Genomic DNA, 26,536 nt, shown 5'->3' with positions numbered 1-26,536 from the left:
AGAGTCAATGTGGCGGCGGGGTGCCAGACCCCTGAGCTCCTAGCCGCGCAATGCCTTCGGCGGCACGGTGCAGGCGACCAGCGAATCGGCGTCAATGGTGCGGGGCTGGTAGGGAAGCGCCGACAATCGCGCCGACATGGTCGCCACGGGATCGTCCCGGACGGGTCCGGACAGCCCGGACAGAAACGCCCACTCGTGCTCGTCGCTACCGAAATAGACGACGGTGTCGAAGGTTTCGCGAAAGCGTCGCCAGGACCAATGCAGCGTCTCGTTGCGCCACAGCGTCGGACAACCGGCCTGCCCGACCACCACATGGCCGATCTTGCGGCACCTTTCCAGGAACCCAACGTCGTACAGCCGATTGTGTTGGGCGGGTTCGCTTCGCTCATCGGGCAGGTCGACGACGACGATGTCGTAGGCCACGGTGGACCGGTCCACGAAGTCCCAGCCATCTCGATAGTGCATGGTCACCGGGCCGAGACCCTGTTCCGCCCTGCGCAATTCGTCGACGCTGTAGCCATACGGCAGGTGCTCCGCGCACAGCCGGACGGCTTCGCGGTCGATGTCGACGTGGTCGACGTGCGTGGCCCCGGCGGCCACCGCCAGTTGACTCACCACGCCTTCCCCGGAGCCAATCACCAATACCCGTTCCAGCTTGTCCGCGAGCAGCAGCGCCGGCACGAGCAGTGCCTCGTGGTAGACGAGCTGACTGAATTCGGTGCTCTGGCGTTCGCCGTCGCTGAACAACGCGACGCCCTGTTCGGTCCGGGCGATCACCAGATCCTGGAACTCGGTGCGCACGTCGCACACCACCTCGGACAGGTGCCAATTGCGGGTCAGGCCCGGCCCGAGCGGCTCGACGATCTCCCTGGCCGGGTGGAGCGGCAGCGCAGCACTACCATCGAAATATGTTGGCAGCGGGGCGAATCCGTTGAATTCGGTCGACGCGTAGCTCGCCGTATACGCGCCCGCCGCCTCGATCTGCACCCTGTCGCCGGGTCGCAGCGTGATCGGCAACGGGTAGTTCCGGTACAGCACGTCGTCGCCGTCGCACGTCGGGCCGGCGACAACGGCGTCGGCAACGGGATCGGCGTCGCGGTCGGAGTGCAGCCGGTATCGGATGTACTCGTTCTCGGTCTCGGCAAGACCGCCGTAGCGTCCGATGTCGAGATACACCCAGCGCCGCCCGTCGGTGCCGGCGCGCACCGCGACCACCTCAGAATGGATCGTCCCGGCCGAACCGACAAGTGCCCGGCCGGGTTCGATCACCAGATGTGGCACGCCGTCGCCGAAGTGGCGGGTCAGTGCGGCACTGATCGCGTCGGCAACCGCCGACAACTCGGGCACCGCATCCGCGTAGGCAATTGGGAACCCGCCGCCGACGTTGATCGTGGCGAGGTCGCCCACCCGAGCGAAGACTTCGGCAGCACAACGTATCCCGAGATCCCACGCCGCCGGGTCAAGCTGCTGGGAGCCGACGTGGAAGCACACTCCCTCGGGGCGCAGCCCCAGGCTCCGCGCGCCCTCGAGCAGCGCAGCGGCGTCATCCGGATCGCAGCCGAACTTGTGGCCGAAGGGCGTGACGGACGACGGAAACGCCGGTGCGATACGGCATTCCACGCTCGCGCCGGGTGCGTGCTCGGCCAACGTGCTCGCGCCATCGGCTGTGTCGAACGCAAACCGCCGCACCCCGCGGGCATACGCCGTCCGCACCGCCGACGCCTTCTTGATGGTGTTGCCGAAGGTCAGCAGCCCGCCGTCGATGCCGGCGGCACGGCATGCGTCGATCTCGCCGAGCGAGGCGACGTCGAACTCGGCGCCCTGCGCCGCGAGCAGCGACAAGATCTCCCCGGCGGGGTTGGCCTTCACCGCGTAACGGATTCGCGCCTGCGGCAACAGGCCCTGCAACGCGACGAAGTTCTCGCGCGCCCGCTCGAGGTCGATCTTCAGATACGGCGTCTCGGGCACACGACGCAGACTAGCGCCAGTGGGCAGCTGACTCAGGGCTCCGGATTCGTCGGCGGCGTGAAGTGCTCGGCCGGCACCGTCGAACCGGCGGGCGGTTGGGTGACCACCGGCGTACTGATCCCGTCGACGACCGCGAAGACGTTGCCGGTGAGCCGCTCGAAGTTCAGCGTGCCGTGCTGGAAGTTCTGGGCGATGTACAGCGGCTCCTGGAATTCGGCGCCGGTCGGCAACCCGAGCGGGCCGCGTTCGTAGCTCAGTGACGCCCAGGCGTCATAGAGCGCGCCGGTGATCGGTTGCGGGCCGGTCGCCGGCGACCAGTACATCGCGCCCTTGCCGAAGGTCACAAAGACGGCGTCGCCCTCGGCGTCGGCCTCCGCTGAGGTCGGGGGTCCGAGATAGCTCTTCATCCCGCCCATTTCCTGCCAGTGCTGGTAGATCGCGCCGCCCTCCAGCGCTTTGATCAGCTCTGGCGGCGGATCGTTGACATGCGCCGCGATTTCGCGGATCTCGTCCATCAGTCCGTAGGCGGCATTGCCGGGACAGTGGGTGTTGCTGACGTCGCGGTGCGAGAAGATCGTCGGCAACTTGGCCACCGCACCGGCCGGGAACACGGTGTAGGAACTGCCCGCCGATTGCAGGTCCACCTCGCCCTTGGGGTCGACGTCGTTGAGGCTCAGCCGCCAGCCCAACAGCCGGCCGACGGCACGCAGTTGGACCGGCGTGGGCGGCATGTCATCGAAATTGCCGAGCATCGCCACACCCCAGGTGTCGCGGTTGAAGCCCCCGGTGTGGGAGGCCTCGACCGCCTTGGTGAGCCCGCCGGCGCTGCCCTCGAACACCTGGCCGTACTTGTCGACCAGCGCGTTATAGGCGATGTCGCACCAGCCCAGGGTCTTGCTGTGATACGTGTAAATCGCCTTGACGATCCCGGCGGATTCCAGCGGCGAGTAGTCGTTGCTGCCCGCGGTGTGGTGGACGACGGCGGCGCGTACTCCCCTGTCGTACCGCGGGCTTCCGCAGCGCAGTGACTCGTCGGCACCCCATTCCGCTCGGCTGATGATCGGCGGCGCCTGGCCCGGCATGGTCACCCCGGTCGGCGGCGTCCAGTGGATTTCGGACGGCGCCAGCGGCGGCGGGGAGATCAGGATGGCGGACAAGTTCTGCCCGAAGGGCTGTTCCTTGGTGGCGGGACGGTAACCGAGACCCCTGTCACGCGAGGAGTCGTGCGACGAAGGAGACGACCCGGGCGGGGCCTGCGTCACCGGAGCGTCCGCCGGGCGGGTCACCGCGATCTGCACGGTCGTTGTGCTGCCGACGAACACCGGAGAGGTCCCCCGGGCCTCCTCCGCACCGCCGCCGGTGCCGTCGACGGCGTCTAGCGTTGCAGTCTCGTACTCGGCCTGGTACCAGGGTCCCCACGACCCGTCCGGCCTCTTCGCGCGCACCCGGGTGGAGGTGCCGGACAGGTCGCCGGTGAGCGCGACCAGGGAGAACGGGGTGTCCTGGGTGAGTTCGCGCACGGTCTCGCCGCCACCGAGTCCCACCAGCGGCTGCTCGTTGAGCCGAGTGTCTTGGTTCGTGGTCGGCCGCGCGTGGTTGTTCCCGAAGGGCGGGGTGTGCAGCAGCCCCGAGACGATGACCACCGTTGTCGCTACAGCGGTGAGCAGCATCGTCGGTGCGCGGCTACGGGAGAGCACCAGGCGATGTTACTTGTGTGCCTAATGTTTCACGTGAGACGACACGGCATTTGTGGGACCAAACATGTCGACGACACCGCAGAGGATTAGGTGCTGGGCGGGGGTTGCCGAGCGTGACTCTGCGGTGTCGTCAGGTGACAGGTCGGTGGAGTTGTTAGGTGACCGGGATGAGGTCCGTGGGGGCGGGAGCTGCGGGCACCGCCGCCGCCACGGCCGGTGCACCGGGCACCGCGGGTGCGCCGGGGACCGGCAGCGCCGGCGCGCCAGGAATGGCAGGTGCGGCGCCCGCCGGAGCGGCCCCGCCGGCGTTTTGGATGCCCTGCATCATCGCCGGCATGACCAGGCCCTTGATCAGGTCGATCGCCTGAGTGGCGCCCAACTGGTTCGCCAATTGCATGACGTCGTTGACGAGTCCGCCGCCGCTGCTGCCGCCTGCGCCGCCGGTGGGCGTCACCGGGTAAAGGCCCGTGCCGGCGCCCAATGACGGGTCACCCAGGATCGGGTACGTGCCATCGAGGCCGGGGTCCAGTCCGACCGGAGTGGTGATGGGCACCTCGCCGAGGCCGGTGGCGGCACCGGGCGCGATGCCGACCGGGCTGGTGAGCGAGGGGTCGACTCCGGCGGCCGGCAGGCCCGCGGTGGGTAGGCCGGTTGCGGGCAGGCCCGTAGTCGGCGACAGCGTGGCTCCCGGCGCACCGACCGTTCCGTACGGGTCCACCGGGGGCAGGCCAGGGCTAGCCAGGCTCGGACTGGTGAGGCCGGGGGTCGTCCCGAGCCCAGGGGTGGTGCCGAGGCCCGGACTGACGCCCAGACCAGGGCTGGTGCCCAGGCCGGGGGTCGTGCCCAGACCGGTGGTTCCGGTGGTGCCCAGCGCGGGCACCGGTGGAATGTTGATCCCGAACTGCGACAACCCCTGCGAGAGCGCCCCGATCAGCTCGTTCGGCAGGTCAGCGATGTTGGCGGCCTGCTTGAACTCGTGGTGCTCCGTTGGCTTGTTGGCCTCGGTCGCTGAGTAGACGAGGAAGTATGCACACGGACTTGCGACTGCCAGGGCTGCGACCGCGCTCATGGCTTTCGAAAGCTTGCGTCGGCGTCGGTTCGGCACGAAAGTCTCCTAAGCATTTGAAATTACAGATGTGGCGTCAGCTCAAACCCACAGGATCGATGGTACGAGTGAGATTCATGTGACTAGAGTGGCGAGATCGAATCGTGAGGCAATCGCTACGGGAGCGGTTCATAAGCGTGACGTGTGATGAACCTCGCGTGGGACGTCGCCGCAAGCGGGTTTTGGCAGCAAGGTCAGATACCCTAGGCAACCGATGACTTCACCTTCTGGTCGCTTTGACCTCTATGTTGTCGGCTCCGGATTTTTCGGCCTGACCGTCGCCGAGCGCGTTGCTACCCAGCTGGGCAAGCGCGTACTCGTCGTGGAGCGGCGACCGCACATCGGCGGCAATGCCTATTCCGAGTCCGAGCCGCAAACCGGCATCGAGGTCCACAAGTACGGCGCGCATCTTTTCCATACCTCTAATAAGAAGGTGTGGGACTACGTGCGGCAGTTCACCGACTTCACCGGGTACCAGCACCGCGTCTACGCCATGCACAACGGGCAGGCCTACCAGTTCCCGATGGGCCTGGGCCTGGTCTCGCAGTTCTTCGGCAGATACTTCTCGCCCGACGAGGCGCGCAAGCTGATCGCCGAACAGGCCGCTGAGATCGACACGGCCGACGCGCAGAACCTCGAGGAAAAGGCCATCTCGCTGATCGGCCGGCCGCTCTACGAGGCGTTCGTCAAGGGATACACCGCCAAGCAGTGGCAAACCGACCCCAAAGAGCTGCCGGCGGCCAACATCACCCGGCTGCCCGTGCGCTACACCTTCGACAACCGCTACTTCAACGACACCTACGAGGGCCTGCCGGTCGACGGTTACACGGCCTGGCTGAAGAACATGGCCGCCGACGAGCGCATCGAGGTGCGACTGGACACGGACTGGTTCGAGGTTCGCGACGAACTGCGCGCGGCCAACCCGGAGGCACCCGTCGTGTACACCGGCCCGTTGGATCGCTACTTCGACTACGCCGAGGGACGGCTGGGCTGGCGCACCTTGGACTTCGAACTGGAAGTGCTCCCGACCGGGGATTTTCAGGGCACCCCGGTGATGAACTACAACGACCTCGACGTGCCCTACACCCGCATCCACGAGTTCCGGCACTTCCACCCCGAGCGCAGTTACCCGACCGACAAGACGGTCATCATGCGCGAGTACTCCCGCTTCGCCAAAGACGACGACGAGCCCTACTATCCGATCAACACCGAAGGCGACCGTGCGCTGCTGGCCGCGTATCGGGCCAGAGCCAAGGCCGAGACGGCTTCGGCGAAGGTCCTATTCGGCGGCCGTTTGGGTACTTATCAATACCTGGATATGCACATGGCCATTGCCAGCGCCTTGAACATGTACGACAACGTCCTTGCGCCCCACCTGCGCGACGGCGTGCCGCTAGCGGAGGCGGATGGGCCGCCTCCACCTCAGGCCGCTGCGCGGCCTGCATCGTCACCGACCGGAGAACCCTCCTGATGACTGCCGTAAGCCTGATTTCCCGAATAATCCTGCCGCGGCCCGGTGAACCCCTCGACGTACGCAAGCTGTACCTCGAGGAGTCGACCACCAACGCCCGGCGGGCCCACGCCACCAGTCGCACGTCGCTGGAGATCGGCAAGGAATCCGAAGTGTCGTTCGCGACGTACTTCAACGCCTTCCCGGCCAGCTACTGGCGGCGCTGGTCGATCTGCGAGTCCGTGGTGCTGCGCGTCGAACTGTCCGGCTCCGGCCGCGTCGACCTCTACCGGACCAAGGCCACCGGGGCGCGGATCTCCATCGGAGGCCGCAGCTTCGTCGGCAGCGAAGAGACTCCCGCGACCGTCGAGGTCGAGGTGCCGTTGAAGCCGTTCGAAGACGGCGGCTGGATCTGGTTCGACATCACCACCGACACCGATGTCACTCTGCACAGCGGCGGCTGGTACGCACCCATCCCAGCGCCGGGGCACGCCAACGTCGCCGTCGGGATCCCGACGTTCAACCGGCCCGCGGACTGCGCCAACGCGCTGCTCGAACTGACCGCCGACCCGTTGGTCGACGAGGTGATCGGTGCGGTGATCGTGCCGGACCAGGGCACCCGCAAGGTGCGCGACCATCCGGACTTCCCGGTCGCGTCCGCGCGGCTGGGCAACCGGCTCTCCATTCACGACCAACCCAACCTAGGTGGCTCCGGCGGCTACAGCCGGGTCATGTACGAGGCGCTGAAAAACACCGACTGCCAACAGATCCTGTTCATGGACGACGACATCCGCATCGAGCCGGACTCGATCCTGCGGGTGCTCGCGCTGAGTCGGTTCGCCAAGACCCCGATGCTGGTGGGCGGCCAGATGCTGAACCTGCAGGAGCCGTCGCACCTGCACATCATGGGCGAGGTCGTGGACCGGTCCAACTTCATGTGGACCGCGGCACCGCACACCGAATACGACCACGACTTCGCCGAATACCCGCTCAACGACAAAGACGAGAAGAGCAAGCTGCTGCACCGGCGCATCGACGTCGACTACAACGGCTGGTGGACGTGCATGATCCCGCGGCAGGTGGCCGAAGAGCTGGGCCAGCCGCTGCCGTTGTTCATCAAGTGGGACGACGCCGACTACGGGCTGCGGGCCGCCGAACACGGCTACCCCACCGCCACGCTGCCCGGCGCGGCGATCTGGCACATGGCCTGGAGCGACAAGGACGACGCCATCGACTGGCAGGCCTACTTCCACCTGCGCAACCGGCTGGTGGTCGCGGCGATGCACTGGGACGGCGACGTCCGCGGCCTGGTCCGCAGCCACCTCAAGGCGACTCTGAAACACCTTGCCTGCCTTGAATATTCAACGGTGGCGATTCAGAACCGGGCCATCGACGACTTCCTGGCCGGACCCGAGCACATCTTCTCCATCCTGGAATCCGGGTTGCCGGAGGTACATCGACTGCGCAAGGAGTACCCCGACGCAGTGGTGCTGCCGGCGGCGACCGAGCTGCCGCCACCATCGAACCGCACAAGGGAGATGAAGCCGCCGGTGAATCCGGTGTCGATCAGCTACCGGCTGGCCCGGGGGATTCTGCACAACCTCAAGGCCGCCGACCCGGCTGCGCACCAGCGTCCCGAGTACAACGTGCCGACCCAGGACGCCCGGTGGTTCCGGCTGTGCACCGTCGACGGCGTGACCGTCACCACCGCCGATGGGTGCGGGGTGGTCTACCGGCAGCGCGACCGGGCCAAGATGTTCTCGTTGCTGCTCGCGTCGCTGCGCCGCCAGCGCCAGCTGTTGCGTCGATTCGACGAGATGCGCAAGACGTACCGGGATGCGCTGCCCGTGCTGTCCAGCAAGCAGAAGTGGGAGTCGGTGCTGCTACCGGCGGGCGACGCGGCAGCAAAGCATGGCTGACGCCGAGCCGTTAGATCCGGTGGGGGAGCCGCCAAGCGGGGAAATCGCCGCGATGGTGGCCGTCCAGTCCGCACTGGCCCACCGCCCCGGAGTGTTGCCCGCGGCGCGGGCGCTGTCGCACTTCGGCGAACACAGCCTCGGCTGGGTCATCGTGTCGCTACTGGGCGCGGTCGTGGCGCCGCGCCGCTTTGGATCCCGACGGGACTGGCTGGTGGCCGCGGTGGGCAGTTTCGCCGCCCATGCGGCAGCGGTGGTGGTCAAGCGGGTGGTGCGACGCCAACGGCCGCGCCATCCCGCCGTCGCGGTCAACGTCGGGGTGCCCAGTCAGCTGAGCTTTCCGTCCGCGCACGCCACCTCCACCACCGCCGCCGCCATCTTGCTGAGCAGGGCAACCGGATTGCCGCTGGTGCCGCTCTTGGTGCCGCCGATGGCGCTGTCGCGAATACTTGCCGGGGTGCACTACCCGAGTGACGTGGCCGCAGGTGTGGCGCTCGGCGCCGCCGTCGCGGGCGTTGCCGTGCGCGTGGACAACGGTCTGCAGGGACGTCTGCAAGGAGGTACGGCCCGTTGAGTGAAGACCTGGCTCCCCCCGTGACCGGACCGCCGACGAACCTGGTCGCCGGGGTGATCAAAGCGATCCGCCCCCGCCAGTGGGTGAAGAACGTCCTGGTCTTGGCGGCGCCGCTGAGCGCGGCGGGCCGCGGGGTGCAATACGACCTCAGCCACCTGGCGGTCCAGGTGGGGGTGGCCTTCGTGGTGTTCAGCCTGGCCGCTTCCTCGATCTACCTGATCAACGACGTACGCGACGTCGAGGCCGATCGCGAGCACCCGACCAAGCGGTATCGCCCGATCGCGGCCGGCGTGGTGCCCGAGTGGCTCGCGTACGTCCTCGCGGCGGCGCTCGGCGTGGCCTCGCTGGCCGTGTCCTGGTGGTTGACGCCGCACCTGGCGGTGGTGATGGCGGTCTACCTCGCCATGCAGCTGGCGTATTGCTTCGGCCTCAAACACCAAGCGGTGATGGACATCTGCATCGTGTCGTCGGCGTATCTGCTGCGGGCCATCGCCGGGGGCGCGGCCACCAATACCCAGCTGTCCCAATGGTTTTTGCTGACGGCGGCGTTCGCGTCGCTGTTCATGGTCGCCGGCAAGCGCTACGCCGAGCTACAGCTGACCGAGCGCACCGGCGCGGCGATCCGCAAGGCGCTCGAAAGCTACACGAGCACATACCTGCGCTTCGTCTGGACGCTTTCAGCCACCGCTGTGGTGGTCTGCTACGGGCTGTGGGCCTTCGACCGTGACCAGGGCTCGGCGGGTTGGTTCGCCGTATCGATGGTCCCGTTCACCATCGCCATCCTGCGGTACGCCGTCGACGTCGACGGCGGGCTGGCCGGTGAACCTGAGGACATCGCGTTGCGCGACCGGGTCCTGCAGCTTCTTGCGTTGGCGTGGATCGGGACCGTCGGTGCTGCTGTTGCCTTCGGCTAGCGAGAGATTCAAGGCGCTGCAGCTTCGTGGGCTGGCGCCCGCGAAGCTCGCTCGGCCTGCGCTCAAATTGACCCGGCCGGCGTTCCCGTACGACAAGACGGTCCGGATCAGCCTGTGGGTCAGCGTGGCCGTTGTCACGGTGCTGTTCGGTTGGGGCGCCTGGCAACGCCGCTGGATCGCCGACGACGGACTGATCGTGCTGCGCACGGTGCGCAACCTGCTGGCGGGCAACGGGCCGGTGTTCAACCAGGGGGAGCGGGTCGAGGCGAACACGTCGACGATCTGGACATACCTCCTCTACGTGCTCAGCTGGGTGGCCGAGCCGATGCGCTTGGAGTATGTGGCGCTGGCCGCCGCGCTGGTGCTGTCGCTGCTCGGCGTCGCATTCCTCATGTTGGGGACGGGCCGGTTGTACGCGCCCAGCCTGCGCGGGCGGCAGGCGATCATGCTGCCGGCCGGTGCCTTGGTGTACATCGCGGTGCCGCCGGCCCGCGACTTCGCCACCTCCGGCCTGGAGAGCGGGTTGGTGCTGGCGTACCTGGGGCTGTTGTGGTGGATGCTGGTGTGCTGGTCGCAGGCGCTTCGGGCGCGGCCGGACAGCCGGGCGTTCATCGGCACCCTGGCCTTCGTCGCCGGCTGCAGCGTGCTGGTCCGGCCCGAACTGGCGCTGATCGGCGGGGGCGCGCTGATCATGATGCTGATCGCGGCGCGCACCTGGCGGCGACGACTGCTCATCTTCGTCGCCGGCGGTTTCCTGCCGGTCGCCTACCAGATCTTCCGGATGGGGTACTACGCCCTGCTGGTGCCCGGCACCGCCTTGGCGAAGGACGCCGCCGGCGACAAATGGTCGCAGGGCTGGACCTACCTGCTGAACTTCAACGGCCCCTATTGGCTGTGGGTGCCGGTTGTCCTGCTGGTGCCGTTGGGCACCGTGCTGATGCTGGCGCGGCGACGTCCGTCCTACCTTCGTCCCACGCTGGCGCCCGGGTACGGCCGAGTGGCGCGGGCGGTCCAGAGCCCGCCGGCCGTCGTGGCCTTCATCCTGGTCAGCGGGCTGCTGCAGGCGCTCTACTGGATTCGGCAGGGCGGCGACTTCATGCACGGCCGGGTGCTGCTGGCGCCGCTGTTCTGTCTGTTGGCGCCGGTCGCGGTGATTCCGGTGATGATTCCGGACGGCAAGGACTATTCGCGTCAGACCGGTTATTGGGTGGCCGGGGGAGTGACCGCGCTCTGGCTGGGGGTGGCGGGCTGGTCACTGTTTGCGGCCAACTCGTCGGGCATGGGCGACGACGCCACCCACGTCAGCTACGCCGGGATCGTCGACGAACGGCGCTTCTATGCGCAGGCCACCGGGCACGCCCATCCCTTGACCGCTGCCGACTACCTCGACTACCCGCGGATGGCCGCGATACTGGTCGCGATCGACAACACCCCGGAGGGCGCGCTGTTGTTGCCGTCGGGCAACTACACCCAGTGGGATCTGGTGCCGATGATCCCGCCCGGTAGCACCCCGGGCATCCCGCCGGACCAAAAGCCACAGCACGCAGTCTTTTTCACCAACCTGGGCATGGTCGGCATGAACGTCGGCCTCGACGTCAGGGTGATCGACCAGATCGGGTTGGCCAACCCGCTGGCCGCACACACCGAGCGGCTGAAACACGGCCGGATCGGCCACGACAAGAACCTCTTCCCGGACTGGGTGATCGCCGACGGCCCGTGGGTGAAGTGGTACCCGGGCGTGCCGGGCTACCTGGACCCGCAGTGGGTGGCCCAGGCAGAGGCGGCGCTGCAGTGCCCAGAAACCCGGGCGGTGCTGAATTCGGTGCGCGCGCCGCTGACTTTGCGCCGGTTCGTGTCGAACGTGCTGCATTCCTACGCGTTCACCAAGTACCGCATCGACCGCGTTCCGCTGTATGAACTGGCCCGATGCGGCCTTCCGGTGCCGGACGTGCCGCCCGCGCCGCCGCGCGGGGATTGACCGCCGATTCAGTACTTATCTGCTACCAGTTCAGTTCCGGAGGAGCCGAATGGGGCCAAAGTGTGACGCGCGCCTCACTTTTGACAGCAACATCACAAGAACGTCACGCGACCCGATGGCCATGAGCCGCAGGCACTTGCGGAAATGTTGTTTCCGGCAGCCTGTTCAAAACCGGCGATCGGCCCGGATTTCCGCCCGAGGCGGGGTTGCAAGGTCCGCTCGGGGTGAGGTGGCGGGAGAAGTTGTGGTTGACTACACGAGCACTGCTGCGCCCTGCGCATGCAGTCCTACCTAATTCAGGAAGCGCCCAGAACTTCAGGATGCGCCTAAAAGATGAGGATGAGGAAGCAAGGATGAAGTTTGTTGACAGGTTTCGCCGAGCCGTGACAGGTATGCCACGCCGGCTCGTAGTGGGTGCCGTTGGTGCGGCCCTGCTGTCGGGTCTGGTCGGCGTCGTCGGCGGTACGGCGACCGCGGGGGCATTCTCGCGGCCGGGCCTGCCGGTGGAGTACCTGCAGGTGCCCTCGGCTGCGATGGGCCGTGAAATCAAGGTCCAGTTCCAAAGCGGCGGTGCCAACTCACCCGCGCTGTACCTGCTCGACGGCATGCGCGCGCAGGAAGACTTCAACGGCTGGGACATCAACACCCCTGCTTTCGAGTGGTACCTGCAGTCGGGCATCTCGGTCGTCATGCCGGTTGGTGGCCAGTCCAGCTTCTACAGCGACTGGTACCGGCCCGCTTGCGGTAAGGCCGGTTGCACCACTTACAAGTGGGAGACCTTCCTGACCAGCGAGCTGCCGGGCTACCTGGCCTCCACCAAGCAGGTCAAGCCGACCGGCAGCGCCGCCGTCGGTTTGTCCATGGCGGGTTCGTCCGCCCTGATCTTGGCGGCCGACCACCCCGGTCAGTTCATCTACGCCGGTTCGCTGTCTGCTCTGCTCGACCCGTCCCAGGCGATGGGTCCCACGCTGATCGGCTTGGCGATGGGTGACGCCGGCGGCTACAAGAGCGAGGACATGTGGGGTCCGAAGGAGGACCCGGCCTGGGCGCGCAACGACCCGACGCTGCAGGTTGGCAAGCTCGTCGCCAACAACACCCGCCTGTGGGTGTACTGCGGTGACGGCAAGCCGTCCGACCTCGGTGGCAACAACCTGCCCGCCAAGTTCCTGGAGGGCTTCGTGCGGACCAGCAACCTGAAGTTCCAGGACGCGTACAACGCAGCTGGTGGTCACAACGCGGTGTTCAACTTCGACGCCAACGGCACGCACAGCTGGGAGTACTGGGGTGCGCAGCTCAACGCCATGAAGCCGGACCTGCAGGCCACGCTGGGCGCGACCCCCGGTGCCGGCCCGGCGACCGCTACCGCTGCTGGGAACTCCGGCAACTAGTCACCGACTAGAACCAGAACGAACCGCTACTAATGGCGGCGGCCCTCTCGGGCCGCCGCCATTAGTTATTCGCGTGTTATCGCCCCTTTATCGGATCGATAGCAGTGTGGTTAGCTTCTTTGCGGGCCGTTGACTGTGCCGCTAGTACGCGTGGAACACGATGGAGGTGGACATGAGGGGTCTGTCGTTGCTGCTACGGCTGCTCTGCGTTGCCGTGCTGGCAATCGCGTTCGGCGGCGTGCTGGCGGGGAGTCCGGCGAGCCCGGTGGGGACCGCCAATGCCGCCCCGTTCGAGACCCTGATGGTTCCGTCGGGGGCGATGGGCCGCGACATCCCGGTGCAGTTCCTGGCCGGCGGACCGCACGCGGTCTTCCTCCTCGACGCCTGCGACGCCGCCCCGGACGTCAGCAATTGGGCCACCGCGGGCAACGCGTTCAACACGCTGGCCGGCAAGGGGATCTCGGTGGTTGCACCGGCCGGTGGCGCCTGGAGCATGTACACCAACTGGGAGCAGGACGGCAGCAAGCAGTGGGACACCTTCCTGTCCAGTGAGCTGCCCGACTGGCTGGCGGCCAACAAGGGCCTGGCACCCGGTGGCCACGCCGCCGTGGGTGCCGCACAGGGCGGCTACGGCGCCATGGCGCTGGCGGCCTTCCACCCTGACCGGTTCGGCTTCGCCGGCTCGCTGTCCGGGTTCCTCTACCCGTCGAACACATTCACCAACGGCGCGATCCTGGCCGGTCTGCAGCAGTTCGGCGGAGTGGACGGCAACGGGATGTGGGGCGCTCCGCAGCTGGGCCGTTGGAAGTGGCACGACCCGTGGGTGCACGCCGCGCTGCTCGCGCAGAACAACACCCGGGTCTGGGTATGGAGCCCGACCAACCCCGGAGCCAGCAATCCCGCCGCCATGATGGGCGCGGCGGCCGAGGCAATGGGTAACAGCAGGGCCTTCTACCAGCAGTACCGCAGCGTCGGCGGGCACAACGGCCACTTCGACTTCCCCGGTGGCGGTGACAACGGCTGGGGCTCGTGGTCCGGTCAACTGGCCGCGATGTCCGGTGACATCGTCGGCGCCATCCGGTAGCCGTACGGGTTCCTGCACGGCGTCCGCACGGCCACGCCGCGCCTCGGCGTCCGGTCCGGCGACGTTGTCGTGCGCACTCGGACAGTGGTGGAGGCGCTGCAGCGGTCGAAATTCGACCGCCTCGTTTGGAGAATCTGACTATCCGACGGGCTGGCTACCGCCATGAACAATGCCGGTATGGGTGTCAAATCTGTCGACATTAATGGCCGGATCGTGTAATTCGAATTCAGCGATCGGCCGCTTATCGACGCGGGCCGCGCACCGAGTGTGGTCATAAAACCGCTGTTCAAAGCGGTTGAGGCGCTAATCAAGCGACAAATAAATAAAAATTCTCAGGTTGCGATAAAAATATTTCAGCGCCGCGAGTTGGTCGATAGCATCTGCATAGGACAGCGCGTCTACGACGTTGCAAATCTACTTTCACCGCAATCTTCGATCGTCGTGACCTATCGGGAGGTCGGACATGTCGTATGTCGTGGTACTGCCGGATGCGTTAGGAACGGCGGCCTCGGAGTTGGCCAGTCTGGGTGCTGCGCTCAGTGGGGCCAACGCGGCGGCTGCGGCGTCGACGACTCGCTTCGGCTGCCGCCAATCGCTGGCTGTGGTGGCAGGGACCTGTTACTGGGTTGCCGCAGTGGCGGCTGGTTTGGAGACGCCCACGTGCCCGCGGACGGGGGTACTTGACGGACTGATTCCACCCGCAACGAAAATCGCCTAGCTCAGTTAAGTAATTCGAGGTCCTCGTTATCTGCCAACAATGCCGCGGCAGGTGTCTTTCGGCCGCCATTGTGCGATGAATTCAATTTCGCTTGGCCGACCCTCCCGAGGGCGGACCGATCACCAAATCTGAAATGAAATTCGCAGTTCAAACGGGATTGCACCGAATTTCCGGCCGGGTAAATAAACGATCGGCATATTTTGGAGCATCATAGTTCAACACCGCGTGCTGGTCGATATGATTGCTACCAAAAGTGCGTTTTGGACGATCCAAGATTGCGAGCTTCGCAGTAACGCGACCGTAGGCCTATCGGGAGGTCGGGAAATGTCCTTCGTCGTCGTCGTGCCGGAGGTGTTGGGAACAGCGGCCACGGAGTTGGCCGCTCTGGGTGCTGCGGTCAGCGCGGCCAATGCGGCCGCGGCGGCGTCGACCACTCAGGTGTTGGCCGCGGCGGGGGATGAGGTGTCGGCGGCTATTGCGGCGCTCTTTTCCGCTCATGGCCACAGCTATCAGGCGCTCAGTGTGCGGGCGGTGTCTTTTCAGGCCGAGTTTGTGCGGGCGTTGGCGGCGGGTGGGGGTGCGTACGGGTCTGCGGAGTCCGCGGCCGCGTCGCCGTTGCAGAGTGTGATTGATGTGGTGAATGCGCCGGTGCAGGCGTTGACGGGGCGTCCGTTGATCGGCAATGGCGCTAATGGGGCGCCGGGGACTGGGGCGGCCGGTGCGCCGGGTGGGTGGTTGATAGGCAATGGCGGGGCGGGCGGGTCGGGGGCACCGGGATCTGGGGGTGCAGGTGGGGCCGGAGGGGCAGCGGGGCTGATCGGCTCCGGTGGTGCCGGTGGTGCCGGGGGCTCCTCGGCGGCGGGGGTCGCTGGGGCTGGCGGGGCAGGAGGGAATGCGTGGTTGTTCGGTTCGGGCGGAGCTGGCGGGGTCGGCGGGATGGGCGAGTTCGGATCGAAAGGGATCGGTGGGGCCGGCGGTGCCGGTGGGGCCGCAGGCCTGTTCTTCGGCGCCGCGGGCAACGGCGGCAACGGTGGTGGCTCAGCGCTTGGCGGGAGGCAGGTCCGGAGGTCCTCCAGCGGCGGGGTCGGCGGGGCTGGCGGCCAAGGCTTCGGTAGCGATGGTGGGGCGGCGGCGGGTCAGGCTGGCGGGTGGTGGTGGTGGCTGGCGGGCGGCGCGGGCGGGCCGGTGGTGGCGGAGCTGTCGGTGGGGCTGGTGGGTCTGGTGGTAACGCTGGATTGCTGGCCGTTGGTGCCGGTGGCGCTGGTGGGACTGGGGGGAGCAGCGGGGTTGGCGCGGCCGGGGCTGGCGGGGCTGGCGGGAATGCCGGGCTACTCTTCGGCGACGGTGGGGTCGGTGGGGTCGGTGGGGCCGGCGGCGCCGGCAGCAACTCCGGCGGGGCCGGGGGCGCGGGCGGCAATGCCGGTCTGCTAGTTGGCTCGGGCGGCGCCGGGGGCGCGGGCGGCGCGGGTGGCCCTAACGGGGTGACCATCGGGGGTGCCGGCGGCGCCGGTGGCAAGGCCGGGTTGCTCGGTAACGGCGGCAACGGAGGCAATGGCGGCGCCGGGTCGGCGGCCGGCCACGGCGGTGTCGGTGGCGCGGGTGGCAACGCCGGGTTGATCGGTAACGGCGGCAACGGCGCGCACGGCGGCACCGGCCAGAACATGGGCGCGACCGGTTCCGGGGGCGTCAGTGGGTTGCTGCTGGGTCTTGATGGCTCCAACGCCCCGGTGAGCGGCTCCCCAATTCACGCTGTTCAGCAGCAGTTGTTGAATGCGGTCAACGCGCCCATTCAGGCGGCGACGGGGCGTCCGTTGATCGGTAACGGCGCCAACGGGGCGCCGGACAGCGGGGATGCTGGTGGGGCCGGTGGGTGGTTGTTCGGCAACGGCGGCAACGGCGGGTCCGGAGCCGCTGGGTCCGATGGCGGGGCCGGCGGGCCCGGCGGGATCCTGTTCGGCGCCGGTGGCGCGGGCGGGGCGGGCGGTGGCACGACCTCCGGAAACGGAGGGTCTGGCGGGAACGGCGGCTCGGCCTCGCTGCTCGGCGCCGGCGGAACCGGCGGCAGCGGTGGGAGCGTGTCGCAGAACGGCGCGGTCGGTGGTGCGGGCGGCAACGGTGGGGCCGGTGGCCTGTTCAACAGTGGCGGCATCGGCGGGGCCGGCGGGGACACTACGGGCATAGTCTCTAAGGCAGGCGCCGGCGGTGCCGGCGGGGCTGGCGGGTTGTTCGCCAGCGGGGGTGCCGGCGGGGTCGGCGGGCATGGCGAAGGGGCTGTCGGCGGAGCGGGCGGGGCCGGCGGAGTAGGCGGGTCGTTCGGGGCCGGCGGTGCTGGCGGTGCCGGCGGGGAGGGCTCCGCCGGGGGTGCTGGCGGGGCCGGCGGTGCAGGCGGCCTGTTTGGTGCCGGAGGTGTTGGCGGTTTCGGTGGTTACGGCGGCAACGTCGGTGGAGGAGGCGGAGCCGGCGGGCATGCCGGCATTTTGGCCTTCGGCGCCGCCGGCGGCAGCGGAGGATCGGGTGGCGCTGCCGGTGGTGCGAACAACGTCGCCGGAGCTGGCGGGGTCGGCGGTGACGCGGGCATGTTCTTCGGCTTCGGCGGCGCCGGGGGTGCCGGCGGATCCCACGGGAACGGCACCGGAGGGCAAGGCGGCGCCGGCGGCAATGCCGGCATGTTCATCGGCTCGGGCGGCGCCGGCGGAGCGGGTGGCAATAACGGGGGCGCCACCAACCCCGGCGGCGCCGGCGGTGCGGGCGGTAAGGGCGGTTTGTTCGGCGACGGCGGTGACGGCGGGGCTGGCGGTGCCAGCCTCGGTGCCGGCGGCGACGGCGGCGTTGGCGGCGGGACGGTTCTGATCGGCACCGGCGGCAACGGCGGCAACGGCGGGACTGGCGCGACCGATGGCACGCCCGGCTCTGGCGGCACCGGCGGACAGCTGCTCGGACAGGATGGACTAAACGGCTTGCCGTAACGAGCCGGCGCTTGCGTCGTGATCGGGCTGCGGGCCGGTCTAAACCAAGCCGGTACCGTGTAATTGAGTGCAAGCAGAGGGCGGCGCGGCCACGCTGGCACCATCCGACTCTGTTAGCAGGAGAACATGGCCAAGATCTCTCGGCGTAAACGCAACCGACTGCTCGCCTGGGCGGCTGCCGCCTCGGTGGCGCTCCTCGTTGCGCTGGTCATGGTGGCCGCCGTCGTGATTTTGCGCCACCGCGACGCACCGCCCAGTGCGGTGCCGCCGGGCGTCCTGCCGTCGGGTCCGCCCACGTCATCGCAACCGAAGAAGCCGCGGCCCGCCTACCAGGATGCGTCCTGCCCGGACGTGCAGCTGATCTCGATTCCCGGTACCTGGGAATCGTCGTCGCAGGACGACCCGTTCAACCCGACGTTCAACCCGAACGCCCTGCTGCTTGGCGTGACCGGGCCGATCTCCCAGCAGTTCCCCAGCTCTCGGGTGCAGATCTACACGGTGCCTTACCCGGCCCAGTTCCGTAACCCGATGTCCGCTGACAACCAGATGAGCTACAACGACAGCCGCGCCGAGGGCACCCGCGCGACCGTCCAGGCGATCACGGACATGAACACCAAGTGCCCGTTGACCAGCTACGTGATCGTCGGCTTCTCGCAGGGCGCGGTCATCGCCGGCGACGTCGCCAGCGACATCGGCAACGGGCGTGGCCCGGTGGACGAGGACCTGGTGCTGGGTGTGACGTTGCTCGCCGACGGGCGCCGCGAGCAGGGCGTGGGCAACATGGTCCCGCCGAGCCCGCCGGGCGAGGGCGCGGAGATCACGCTGCATGAGGTGCCGGTGCTGTCCGGGCTCGGCCTGACGATGACCGGTCCGCGGCCGGGTGGCTTCGGCGCGCTGAACGACCGGACCAATGAGATCTGCGCCGATGGCGACCTGATCTGCGCGGCTCCTAAAGAGGCGTTCAGCCCCGCCAGGCTGCCGAGCACGATGAGTACGTTGGCCGGCGGCGCGGGTCAGCCCGTCCACGCCCTGTACGGCACGCCCGATTTCTGGAATTCCGATGGCCAGCCCGCGACCGTATGGATACTCAACTGGGCCCGCGGTGTGATCGAAAAGGCACCGCATCCCAAACACGGCTGATCGGGCGGGGGACACAGCCCCAGTTGCGGCGGTAGCGAGGCTACTCGGCGGTACCTTGTGATTTGGTCTGCCGAGCACCGCCCCTTAACATTAAGAGAAATTTAAGAGCATGTGTTTGACCCGGTTGGGTCGAGGCTGGTTAAGACAGGCGCCCACGAGAAGCGCGCGCCAGTCCGGACCGGCTTGCGTGCGAAGGCGACTGCCGGCGTTGCCGGCGCCCAGATTTGACCGTCGGCTCGAGAGACCGACCTGAAAAATCGGCCCGGGGCCGACCTAGAGAGTTTTGCGACAGGAGAGGGTGGCATGGCGACCGACAAACCGACCTACCACAACCCGTTCATCATGAAAGGGAAGATCCGCTTCCCCAAGGGCACCAACTTGGTTCGCCACGTGGAGCGGTGGGCCAAGGTTCGCGGCGACAAGCTGGCCTACCGGTTCCTCGATTACTCCACCGAACGGGACGGCATCCCCCGCGACATCATGTGGTCGGAATTCAGCGCCCGCAACCGAGCCGTGGGAGCCCGCCTGCAGCAGGTCACCCAGCCCGGTGACCGCATCGCCATCCTGTGCCCGCAGAACCTGGACTACCTGATCTCGTTTTTCGGGGCGCTGTACTCCGGACGGATCGCGGTGCCGCTGTTCGACCCGGCCGAGCCCGGTCACGTCGGCCGGTTGCACGCCGTCCTCGACGACTGCACCCCGTCGACGATCCTGACCACCTCGGAGTCGGCCGAGGGCGTCCGCAAGTTCATCCGCTCCCGTTCGGCCAAAGAACGGCCGCGTGTCATCGCCGTCGACGCCGTCCCCACCGAGGTCTCCTCGACCTGGGTGGAACCCGAGGCCGGCGAGGACACCATCGCTTACCTGCAGTACACCTCCGGCTCGACCCGCACCCCGTCCGGCGTGCAGATCAGCCACCTCAACCTGCCCACCAACGTGGTGCAGGTGCTGAACTCGTTGGAGGGCGCCGAAGGCGACCGCGGTGTGAGCTGGCTGCCGTTCTTCCACGACATGGGCCTGATCACGGCACTGGTGGCCCCGGTGCTGGGGCAGAGCTTCACGTTCATGACGCCAGCCGCGTTCGTGCGCCGGCCCGGCCGCTGGATCCGTGAGCTGGCCCGCAAGCCCGAGGACACCGGTGGGGTCTACTCGGCGGCGCCGAACTTCGCGTTCGAACACGCCGCGGTGCGTGGCGTTCCGCGCGAGGACGAGCCGCCACTGGACCTGAGCAACGTCAAGGGCATCCTGAACGGCAGCGAACCGGTGAACCCGGCGTCGATGCGCAAGTTCTACAACGCCTTCAAGCCCTATGGGCTGAAGGAGACCGCAGTCAAGCCGTCCTACGGTCTGGCCGAGGCCACGCTGTTCGTCTCGACCACCCCGATGGACCAGCCGCCGCGGGTCATCTACGTGGACCGTGACGAGCTGAACAAGCAACGCTTCGTCGAGGTTCCCGCCGACGCGCCGAACGCGGTCGCGCAGGTCTCCGCCGGCAAGGTCGGCGTGGACGAGTGGGCCGTCATCGTCGACGTCGACACGGCCAGCGAGCTGCCCGACGGACAGATCGGCGAGATCTGGCTGCACGGCAACAACCTGGGTAACGCCTACTGGGGCAAGGAAGAGGAGAGCGTTCAGACGTTCCGCAACATCCTCAAGTCGCGGGTGCCCAACTCGCACGCCGAGGGGGTTCCCGACGACGGGCTGTGGGTCCGCACCGGCGACTACGGCACCTACCACGACGGGCACCTCTACATTGCGGGCCGCATCAAGGACCTGGTCATCATCGACGGCCGGAACCACTACCCGCAGGACCTCGAATACACGGCGCAGGAAGCGTCCAAGGCGCTGCGCGTCGGGTACGTGGCCGCGTTCTCGGTGCCGGCCAACGAGTTGCCGCAGAAGGTGTTCGACGACCCGCACGCCGGTCTGACCTTCGACCCCGAAGACACCTCCGAGCAACTGGTCATCGTCGGGGAACGTGCCGCCGGGACGCACAAGCTCGAATACCAGCCCATTGCCGACGACATCCGGGCCGCGATCGCCGTCGGGCACGGGGTGACCGTGCGCGACGTGCTGCTGGTGCAGGCCGGCTCGATCCCGCGTACCTCCAGCGGGAAGATCGGCCGCCGCGCCTGCCGGGCGGCCTACCTCGACGGCAGCTTGCGCCGCGGCCAAGGTTCGCCGCAGGCGTTTGCCAACGAATCGGACTGAACAGGTAGCTATGGCTGACACAGAGAACCAACCTCAGGAGAACGCGCCCGCCGGACAATCTTCTAAAGGGCCCGACATGACCGTCCCCGAGATGCGCCAGTGGCTGCGGGAATGGGTGGGCAAGGCCGTCGGGAGGTCGCCCGACGACATCGACGAGTCGGTGCCGATGGTGGAACTGGGCTTGTCGTCCCGCGACGCGGTGGCGATGGCCGCCGACATCGAAGACCTGACCGGTGTCACCCTGTCGGTCGCGGTGGCCTTCCAGCACCCGACCATCGAATCGCTGGCCACCCGGATCATCGAGGGCGAGCCCGAGCAGCCCGAGGACGACGGCGAGGCCATCGACTGGTCCCGCAGCGGGCCGGCCGAACGCGTCGACATCGCGATCGTCGGCTTGTCCACCCGCCTGCCCGGCGACATGAACAGCCCCGACGAAACCTGGCAGGCGCTGCTGGAAGGCCGCGACGCCATCACCGACCTGCCCGAGGGGCGCTGGTCGGAATTCCTCGAAGAGCCACGGCTGGCCGAGCGCATCAAGCAGGCGCGCACCCGCGGTGGCTACCTGAAGGACATCAAGGGCTTCGACTCCGAGTTCTTCGCGGTCGCCAAGACCGAAGCCGACAACATCGACCCCCAGCAGCGGATGGCGCTGGAGCTCACCTGGGAGGCCCTCGAGCACGCCCGCATCCCGGCGTCGAGCCTGCGGGGCGAGGCCGTCGGCGTTTTCATCGGGGTCACCAACAACGACTACGGCTTCATGGCCATTTCCGACCCGACCGTCGCGCACCCGTATGCGATCACCGGTAACTCGGGCGCGATCATCCCCAACCGCGTGTCGTACTTCTACGACTTCCGCGGACCATCGGTGATGGTCGACACCGCCTGCTCGAGCTCGCTGGTGGCGATCCACCAGGGCGTGCAGGCACTGCGCAGCGGCGAGGCCGACGTGGTGCTGGCCGGCGGCGTCAACGCGCTCGTCACCCCTGCCGTCACGCTCGGTTTCGACGAGATCGGCGCGGTGCTGGCACCGGACGGCCGAATCAAGTCGTTCTCCGCCGACGCCGACGGCTACACCCGGTCCGAGGGTGGCGGCATGGTCGTGCTCAAGCGGGTCGACGACGCCCGCCGCGACGGCGACCAGATCCTGGCCGTCATCGCCGGCAGCGCGGTCAATCACGACGGCCGGTCCAACGGCCTGATCGCGCCCAACCAGGACGCCCAGGCCGAGGTGCTGCGCCGGGCCTACAAGGACGCCGGCATCGACCCGCGCAACGTCGACTACATCGAGGCGCACGGCACCGGCACCATCCTAGGTGACCCGATCGAGGCCGAGGCCCTTGGCCGTGTCGTCGGCCGCAATCGGCCCGCGGACCGGCCGGCGTTGCTGGGCGCGATCAAGACCAACATCGGACACCTCGAGTCCGCGGCCGGCGTGGCCAGCATCGCCAAGGTGGCGCTCGCGCTGCACCACGACAAGCTGCCGCCGTCGATCAACTTCACCGCCCCCAGCCCGTACATCGACTTCGACGCGATGCGGCTGAAGGTGGTCGACCACGTCGCCGACTGGCCGCGCTACGGCGGCTACGCCCTGGCCGGGGTGTCCAGCTTCGGCTTCGGCGGTGCCAACGCGCACGTGGTGCTGCGCGAGGTGCTGCCCCGTGACGTCATCGAGCGTGAGCCGGAGCCGGAAGCCACGCCCCAAGCGGTGGTTACGTCCGCCGGCGGCGACATCGCCGAGGGCGAAGGGCATTCGCTGCGTTTCGACGAGTACGGCGAGATCATCACGGACGAGACGGTCGGAGTCGGCGGCGCGGACGACGAGTACGAGCTGCCCGGTGTGACCGAAGAGGCGCTGCGGCTCAAGGAATTGGCTCTGGAAGAGCTTGCGGCACAGGAGCCCACACCACCGCTGATTCCGCTGGTGGTCTCGGCGTTCTTGACCTCCCGCAAGAAGGCGGCCGCCGCCGAACTCGCGGACTGGATGGAGAGCCCTGAGGGGCAGGCGTCGTCGCTGGAGTCGATCGGGCGATCGCTGTCGCGGCGCAACCACGGACGCTCCCGAGCGGTGGTGCTGGCCCACGACCACGAGGAGGCCATCAAGGGCCTGCGCGCGGTCGCCGAAGGCAAGCAGCGGCCGAACGTGTTCAGCGTCGACGGGCCGGTGACCAACGGGCCGGTCTGGGCCATGGCCGGTTTCGGTGCGCAGCACCGGAAGATGGCCAAGAGCCTGTATCTGCGCAACGAGGTCTTCGCCAAGTGGATCGAGAAGGTCGACTCGCTGATCCAGGATGAGCGCGGCTACTCCGTGCTCGAGCTGATCCTCGACGACTCCCACGAGTACGGCATCGAGACCAGCAACGTCACCATCTTCGCGATCCAGATCGCGCTGGGTGAGCTGCTCAAGCACCACGGCGCCAAGCCGGCCGCGGTGGTCGGTCAGTCGCTGGGTGAACCGGCGTCGGCCTACTTCGCCGGGGGCCTGTCCCTCGAGGACGCCACCCGGGTCATCTGCTCCCGCTCGCACCTGATGGGCGAGGGCGAGGCGATGCTGTTCGGCGAGTACATCCGGTTCATGGCGATCGTCGAGTACTCCGCTGACGAGCTCAAGACGGTGTTCTCCGACTACCCCGACCTCGAGGTGTGTGTCTACGCCGCGCCCAGCCAGACCGTCATCGGCGGCCCGCCGGACCAGATCGACGCGATCGTCGCCCGCGCGGAATCCGAGGGCAAGTTCGCCCGCAAGCTGCAGACCAAGGGCGCCGGCCACACCTCGCAGATGGACCCGCTGCTCGGTGAGTTCTCCGCCGAGCTGCAGGGCATCAAACCGAAGAGCCCGACCGTCGGGATCTTCTCGACCGTCCACGAGGGCACCTACATCAAGCCCGGCTCGGAGCCCATCCACGATGTCGCGTACTGGATCAAGGGGATGCGGCACTCGGTGTACTTCACCCACGGCATCCGCAACGCCGTGGACAGCGGCTTCACCACCTTCCTGGAGCTGGCCCCCAACCCGGTCGCGCTGATGCAGATCGGCCTGACCACCGCTGCCGCTGGGCTGCACGATGCCCAGCTGATCGCGACGCTGGCTCGCAAGCAGGACGAGGTCGAGTCGATGATCACGGCGATGGCCCAGCTCTACGTGTACGGCCACGACCTGGACGTGCGCACCCTGTTCACCCGTGCCAAGGGCCCGGAGGACTACGCGAACATCCCGCCGACCCGGTTCAAGCGCAAGGAGCACTGGCTCGACGTGCACTTCACCGGCGACACCGCGGTGTTGATGCCGGGCAACCACGTCGCGCTACCGGACGGTCGGCACGTGTGGGAGTACGCGCCGCGGGAGAAGACCGACCTGGCCGCGCTGGTGAGATCCGCCGCGACCACGGTGCTTCCGGACGCCGTCATCACGGCGGCCGAGCAGCGAGCGGTGCCCGGCCTGGGCGCGCGGTTGGTGACAACGTTGACGCGGCACCCCGGAGGCGCATCCGTTCAGGTACACGCTCGCATCGACGAGTCGTTCACGCTGGTGTACGACGCGCTGGTGAGCCGCGGCGGGACCGAGGCGGTGCTGCCGGCGGCGGTCGGCGCGGGTACCGCGGTTGCGGTGTCGGCGGCGGAGCCCGGTGGTGAGGTTGCGGCCATCGGGGCTGGCACCGAGGACGACGACGCGCAGACCCTGAGCGACAGCCTGACCACGCGCTACATGCCGGCCGGTTTCACCAAGTGGTCGCCGGAATCCGGCGAGACGATCGCCGAGCGGTTGGGCACGATCGTGGGGGCGGCCATGGGTTACGAGCCCGAGGACCTGCCGTGGGAGGTGCCGCTGATCGAGCTCGGTCTGGACTCGCTGATGGCGGTGCGCATCAAGAACCGGGTCGAGTACGACTTCGACCTGCCGCCGATCCAGTTGACGGCGGTGCGTGACGCCAACCTCTACGCCGTCGAGAAGCTGATCGAGTACGCGATCGAGCACCGCGACGAGGTCCAGCAGCTGCACGAGTACCAGAAGACGCAGACGGCCGAGGAGATCGCGAAGGCGCAGGCCGAGCTGCTCAGCGGCGCGACGCCGAACACCGTGCTGGCGCCCGCGCCGGATCCGCAGGCCGAGCCGCAGACCCAGGCCGAGCCGCAGACCCAACCGGACGGCGAAGCCCAGGGCGGTGCCGCTCAGCCGGAGGCTGCTCCGGACGCTTCTGACGTGCCGATCCCGCCGCCGCCGACGGACCCGTCGGGCCCCGCCGGGGCCGCTGGGAACGGGACGGCAGCGGCCGGGAACGGACAGGCGGTCGACCACAAGGGCACCGCGGCGGCGCTCAGCCAGGAAGCCGTCGCCAAGGCGCTGAACTCCGACGTGCCACCCCGCGACCAGGCCGAGCGGGTCACGTTCGCCACCTGGGCGATCGTCACCGGCAAGTCCCCGGGCGGCATCTTCAACCCGCTGCCGCAGCTGGACGAGGTGTCCGCCAAGAAGATGGCCGACCGGCTGTCCGAGCGCGCCGAAGGGCCGATCACGGTCGAGGACGTGCTGTCGTCCGCCAACATCGAGGAGCTCGCCGACAAGGTGCGCGGTTACCTCGAGGCCGGGGTGTTGGACGGGTTCGTCCGCACCCTGCGGCCGCGCCGCGAGGGTGACCCCACCCCGCCGGTGTTCGTCTTCCATCCGGCCGGTGGTTCGACGGTGGTGTACGAGCCACTGCTCAACCGGCTGCCACCGGAAACCCCGATGTACGGCTTCGAACGGGTGGAGGGGTCGATCGAAGAGCGCGCCGAGATCTACGTGCCGAAGCTGATCGAGATGCAGGGCGACGGCCCCTACATCCTGGTCGGCTGGTCACTGGGCGGGGTGCTGGCCTACGCGTGCGCGATCGGCCTGAAGCGACTGGGCAAGGACGTCCGGTTCGTGGGCCTGATCGACGCGGTGCGCGCGGGCGAGGAGATCCCGCAGACCAAGGAAGAGATCCGCAAGCGCTGGGACCGCTACGCCAAGTTCGCCGAGAAGACGTTCAACGTGACCATTCCGGCGATCCCGTACGAGCACCTCGAACAGCTCGACGACGAGGGCCAGGTCCGGTTCGTGCTGGACGCGGTCAAGGAGAGCGGGGTGCAGATCCCGGCCGGCATCATCGAGCACCAGCGCACGTCGTACCTGGACAACCGGGCGATCGACACCGCGCAGATCCAGCCTTTCGACGGGCATGTCACGCTCTACATGGCCGATCGTTACCATGACGACGCGATCATGTTCGAGCCGCGGTACGCCATCCGCAAGCCGGATGGGGGCTGGGGCGAGTACGTTTCCGACCTCGAGGTCGTGCCGATCGGTGGCGAGCACATCCAGGCCATCGACGAGCCGATCATCGCCAAGGTTGGCGAACACATGAGCCGTGCTTTGAAAGAGATCCAGAGCCGGACAAGTTAGGTAGGCAC

Annotated in this window: 14 protein-coding genes and 1 pseudogene; 12 read left to right on the top strand and 3 right to left on the bottom strand. The window is 68.0% G+C overall.

Annotation, left to right across the window (positions count from 1 at the left end; all coding sequences use genetic code 11):
- Window positions 1-39: 39 nt before the first annotated feature.
- From G6N68_RS31260 to G6N68_RS27345, 3 genes are all read right to left on the bottom strand, one after another.
- Complete coding sequence (locus tag G6N68_RS31260; protein ID WP_240355941.1) at window positions 40-1,968, bottom strand: spermine/spermidine synthase domain-containing protein; 1,929 nt, start codon at window positions 1,966-1,968, stop codon at window positions 40-42.
- Between the two features lie 32 nt (window positions 1,969-2,000).
- Entirely contained in the window at window positions 2,001-3,638 is a 1,638-nt protein-coding gene (locus G6N68_RS27350; protein WP_163719993.1) for an N-acetylmuramoyl-L-alanine amidase, read from the bottom strand.
- 181 nt (window positions 3,639-3,819) lie between these two features.
- Entirely contained in the window at window positions 3,820-4,770 is a 951-nt protein-coding gene (locus G6N68_RS27345) for a hypothetical protein (RefSeq protein ID WP_163719295.1), read from the bottom strand.
- A gap of 214 nt (window positions 4,771-4,984) precedes the next feature.
- Here G6N68_RS27345 and glf point away from each other — a divergent pair, with 214 nt between their 5' ends.
- The 12 genes and pseudogenes from glf to pks13 all read left to right on the top strand — a co-directional run bounded on the left by glf (window position 4,985) and on the right by pks13 (window position 26,528).
- Window positions 4,985-6,241: a UDP-galactopyranose mutase gene (gene glf, locus G6N68_RS27340; RefSeq protein ID WP_163719294.1), complete on the top strand. Its 1,257-nt coding sequence runs from the start codon at window positions 4,985-4,987 to the stop codon at window positions 6,239-6,241.
- On the top strand, window positions 6,241-8,139 hold the full coding sequence (locus tag G6N68_RS27335) for a glycosyltransferase (protein ID WP_163719293.1): 1,899 nt from the start codon (window positions 6,241-6,243) through the stop codon (window positions 8,137-8,139). The genes glf and G6N68_RS27335 overlap by 1 nt, the downstream gene beginning before the upstream one ends.
- On the top strand, window positions 8,132-8,710 hold the full coding sequence (locus tag G6N68_RS27330; RefSeq protein ID WP_163719292.1) for a phosphatase PAP2 family protein: 579 nt from the start codon (window positions 8,132-8,134) through the stop codon (window positions 8,708-8,710). The genes G6N68_RS27335 and G6N68_RS27330 overlap by 8 nt, the downstream gene beginning before the upstream one ends.
- Complete coding sequence (locus G6N68_RS27325) at window positions 8,707-9,624, top strand: decaprenyl-phosphate phosphoribosyltransferase (protein WP_163719291.1); 918 nt, start codon at window positions 8,707-8,709, stop codon at window positions 9,622-9,624. Before G6N68_RS27330 ends, G6N68_RS27325 begins: the two co-directional genes overlap by 4 nt.
- Window positions 9,611-11,602 carry a terminal beta-(1->2)-arabinofuranosyltransferase gene (gene aftB, locus G6N68_RS27320; RefSeq protein ID WP_205351533.1) on the top strand — a complete coding sequence of 664 codons (1,992 nt, stop codon included), beginning with the start codon at window positions 9,611-9,613 and terminating at the stop codon, window positions 11,600-11,602. Before G6N68_RS27325 ends, aftB begins: the two co-directional genes overlap by 14 nt.
- Window positions 11,603-11,955: 353 nt before the next feature.
- Entirely contained in the window at window positions 11,956-12,990 is a 1,035-nt protein-coding gene (ag85A, locus tag G6N68_RS27315) for a diacylglycerol acyltransferase/mycolyltransferase Ag85A (RefSeq protein ID WP_163719290.1), read from the top strand.
- Window positions 12,991-13,162: 172 nt separating this feature from the next.
- Window positions 13,163-14,074 (top strand): alpha/beta hydrolase-fold protein, encoded by a 912-nt coding sequence (locus G6N68_RS27310; protein WP_163719289.1) that lies wholly within the window; start codon window positions 13,163-13,165, stop codon window positions 14,072-14,074.
- 463 nt (window positions 14,075-14,537) lie between these two features.
- Window positions 14,538-14,792: a PE domain-containing protein gene (locus G6N68_RS27305; protein WP_163719288.1), complete on the top strand. Its 255-nt coding sequence runs from the start codon at window positions 14,538-14,540 to the stop codon at window positions 14,790-14,792.
- Window positions 14,793-15,116: 324 nt separating this feature from the next.
- Window positions 15,117-17,758: pseudogene (locus G6N68_RS31255) on the top strand (PE family protein).
- A 126-nt stretch (window positions 17,759-17,884) separates the two neighbouring features.
- Entirely contained in the window at window positions 17,885-18,898 is a 1,014-nt protein-coding gene (gene culp6, locus G6N68_RS27295) for a carboxylesterase Culp6 (RefSeq protein WP_163719286.1), read from the top strand.
- Window positions 18,899-19,201: 303 nt separating this feature from the next.
- Entirely contained in the window at window positions 19,202-21,109 is a 1,908-nt protein-coding gene (gene fadD32, locus G6N68_RS27290; RefSeq protein ID WP_163719285.1) for a long-chain-fatty-acid--AMP ligase FadD32, read from the top strand.
- A 10-nt stretch (window positions 21,110-21,119) separates the two neighbouring features.
- Entirely contained in the window at window positions 21,120-26,528 is a 5,409-nt protein-coding gene (pks13, locus tag G6N68_RS27285; RefSeq protein ID WP_163719284.1) for a polyketide synthase Pks13, read from the top strand.
- Window positions 26,529-26,536 lie beyond the last annotated feature (8 nt).

Source organism: Mycobacterium bourgelatii, from assembly GCF_010723575.1.
Taxonomy (GTDB): Bacteria; Actinomycetota; Actinomycetes; order Mycobacteriales; family Mycobacteriaceae; genus Mycobacterium; species Mycobacterium bourgelatii.
Note: the sequence above shows the minus strand (reverse complement) of the source record. Positions and strands in the feature narration are given on the sequence as shown.